Below are 2,312 nucleotides of genomic sequence, written 5' to 3'. Positions count from 1 at the left end.
CTCTCTTTCCCTAGCCCCTTCTTTCCTACAAAGATGCGTAATTATTAGGTATAATTAATTAATTAAAATATTGTGAGGGATTAGGTCATGCAATCAGCTTTGCACATAAAATCTAAAGTTTTACCAGGAAATAAGCTTGAGATTGATATTCCAGATGGAGCAGTTGGCGATAGTGTAGATGTGTTCATTATTTTGCCACAAAAAACTGAACCTAAACAAGTTTCGGTTATAGAATTGCTCGAAAAAGTACACAGTCAGCGTGCGCCCAGAACTGCTGAGGAGATAGATAGAGAACTACAAGAGGAAAAAAATTCATGGGACAGCTAATACTGCCATCCTTTTCTACTATCTATGTAGACACATCAGTTTTAATTTATAGCTTGGAGGGAAATTTAGATTACATTTCTTTGCTGCAACCTCTCTGGTTGAAATTTCAAGCGGGGGAACTTGAAATAGTCAGCAGTGAATTGATATTGATGGAGGTTTTAGTTGTCCCTCTGAGAAACGCTGATTCTCTTTTAGTCAATGCTTACGAACAACTGCTTTTTTCTACCAGAATGAGGCTAATTCCCATCAGCCAATCTGTACTCAGAAATGCGGCTCAAATGCGGGCAAGTAGCAATTTAAAAACACCTGATGCGCTTCATGCAGCTACAGCTTTGAGTATAAACTGTAGTGTATTTCTTACTAATGATAAAGGGTTTCGCAACGTTCCAAATTTACCTACTGTTATCCTTACTGAAGTTTTGGCATCTTGAGCTATCCCTTATATAATTACATCGTTGCCACCGCAACTACACAAACTAAGTCCGCCTGCGCGGACTAACAGATAAAAGGAGTATTTAGAGCCGCGATTATACCAATTATATCATGTCCGGTTAAATACTTGTCATTGCGAGCTCCGCGAAGCAATCTCAAAACCTTGCGATTGCTTCGCGGAGCTCGCAATGACAGATCGTAAGTATTTTGCCGGACATGGATATAGTTGCTATGACAATACCCCTGTCTTTAAACCAGGGATTGTCAAGAACCTTGACTTTCAATAATTCCGCCGCCTAGTAAAATATCTCCATCGTACCAAACAGCCCCTTGTCCAGGGGTAATACCAAACTGCGGCTCATCAAAAATCAACTTTACCCTAGCATCTGGCAAAGGAATCACACTCACCGGTACAGGGTGCGATCGATAGCGAATTTGTACCTCCGCCCGGATGGGAGCTCCTGGTTCCGCGATCGAAACCCAATTTACCCGATTGACAATACACTCATTTTGTGCAGCAGAAGCGCGATCGCCCACAATTACCCGATTTCGGGCCACATCCAAACCAATCACATAAAGCGGTTCCGCCCATGCAATCCCCAAACCCTTCCGCTGGCCAATCGTGTAATGTTGAATCCCATCATGTTGGCCCAACACGCGCCCATCTTTGTCAACAATGTCACCTTTAAGCGGCGCAATATACTTATCCAAAAAGGCCCGCATGGAACCATTACTTTCCACCAAGCATAAATCCTGACTTTCGGCCTTATCAGCAGTCTTCAACCCAAACTCAGCCGCAATCCGCCGAGTTTCTGTCTTCGCAATATCCCCCAAGGGAAAGACAGAACCCGCCAGCATTTCTTGTGTCAAATCGTACAAGAAATAAGACTGATCTTTCGTAGAATCCACAGCCCGCCGTAATTGATAGCGATCTACTGACCCATCGTAACTAATCTGAGCGTAGTGACCAGTCGCAATCTTCTCAATTCCCAACTTTTCGCGAGCATAGCGCAACATCGGGCCAAACTTCACAGTCCGATTGCATTGCGAACAAGGTAGCGGCGTAATTCCCGCGCCGTAACCCTCCACCAAATAATCTACAATACTTGCTTGAAACAGATCCCGGCTGTCCACAATCTCATGAGGAATGCCTAATTGTTCGCAAATCTGGGCCGCATCAACCATGCCCTCAGAGCAACACTGACCCTTACCCTTCATCAGCCACAGAGTCAATCCCACCACCTCATAGCCCTGATGGTGTAAAATTGCGGCTGCTGTCGAACTATCTACCCCACCAGAGAGGCCTACTACAATTTTGTTCATGGTTTGAATCCCTAATAGGGATTTAGACAAGCAGTCGAATCCCTATTATAAACTATACGACAGAAGTTACTGATAAGTCTAATAAGCAAGCCTACGATCGCACCAATCGCGGAGGAACGCCGGATGCCTTTACTATCGATTATATTACATAAATACTACAATTGGCTGTTAGTGCTCTTAGGAGTAAGTTTAGCAATAACACCTGCCGCTAGTGGCGCGATCGCAGAGCA

General features: G+C 44.2%; 3 protein-coding genes. 2 read left to right on the top strand and 1 reads right to left on the bottom strand.

Annotation, left to right across the window (positions count from 1 at the left end):
- Positions 1-87 precede the first annotated feature (87 nt).
- Positions 88-327: a hypothetical protein gene (locus OSCI_RS20825; protein ID WP_007357109.1), complete on the top strand. Its 240-nt coding sequence runs from the start codon at positions 88-90 to the stop codon at positions 325-327.
- Positions 315-758, top strand: a complete 444-nt coding sequence (locus OSCI_RS20820; RefSeq protein ID WP_007357108.1) for a type II toxin-antitoxin system VapC family toxin — start codon at positions 315-317, stop codon at positions 756-758. The genes OSCI_RS20825 and OSCI_RS20820 overlap by 13 nt, the downstream gene beginning before the upstream one ends.
- A gap of 265 nt (positions 759-1,023) precedes the next feature.
- Here the strand turns inward: OSCI_RS20820 and mnmA are convergent, their stop codons facing one another.
- Positions 1,024-2,082: a tRNA 2-thiouridine(34) synthase MnmA gene (gene mnmA / locus OSCI_RS20815; RefSeq protein ID WP_007357106.1), complete on the bottom strand. Its 1,059-nt coding sequence runs from the start codon at positions 2,080-2,082 to the stop codon at positions 1,024-1,026.
- Positions 2,083-2,312: the final 230 nt, after the last annotated feature.

This window comes from Kamptonema sp. PCC 6506, from assembly GCF_000180455.1.
Lineage (GTDB): Bacteria > Cyanobacteriota > Cyanobacteriia > Cyanobacteriales > Microcoleaceae > Kamptonema > Kamptonema formosum.
Note: the sequence above shows the minus strand (reverse complement) of the source record. Positions and strands in the feature narration are given on the sequence as shown.

Excerpts from the sequence above, each read along its gene's own strand:
- OSCI_RS20825 (WP_007357109.1), top strand. The coding sequence starts at position 88 with ATGCAATCAGCTTTGCACATAAAATCTAAAGTTTTACCAGGAAATAAG.
- OSCI_RS20820 (WP_007357108.1), top strand. The coding sequence starts at position 315 with ATGGGACAGCTAATACTGCCATCCTTTTCTACTATCTATGTAGACACA.
- mnmA (WP_007357106.1), bottom strand. The coding sequence starts at position 2,082 with ATGAACAAAATTGTAGTAGGCCTCTCTGGTGGGGTAGATAGTTCGACA.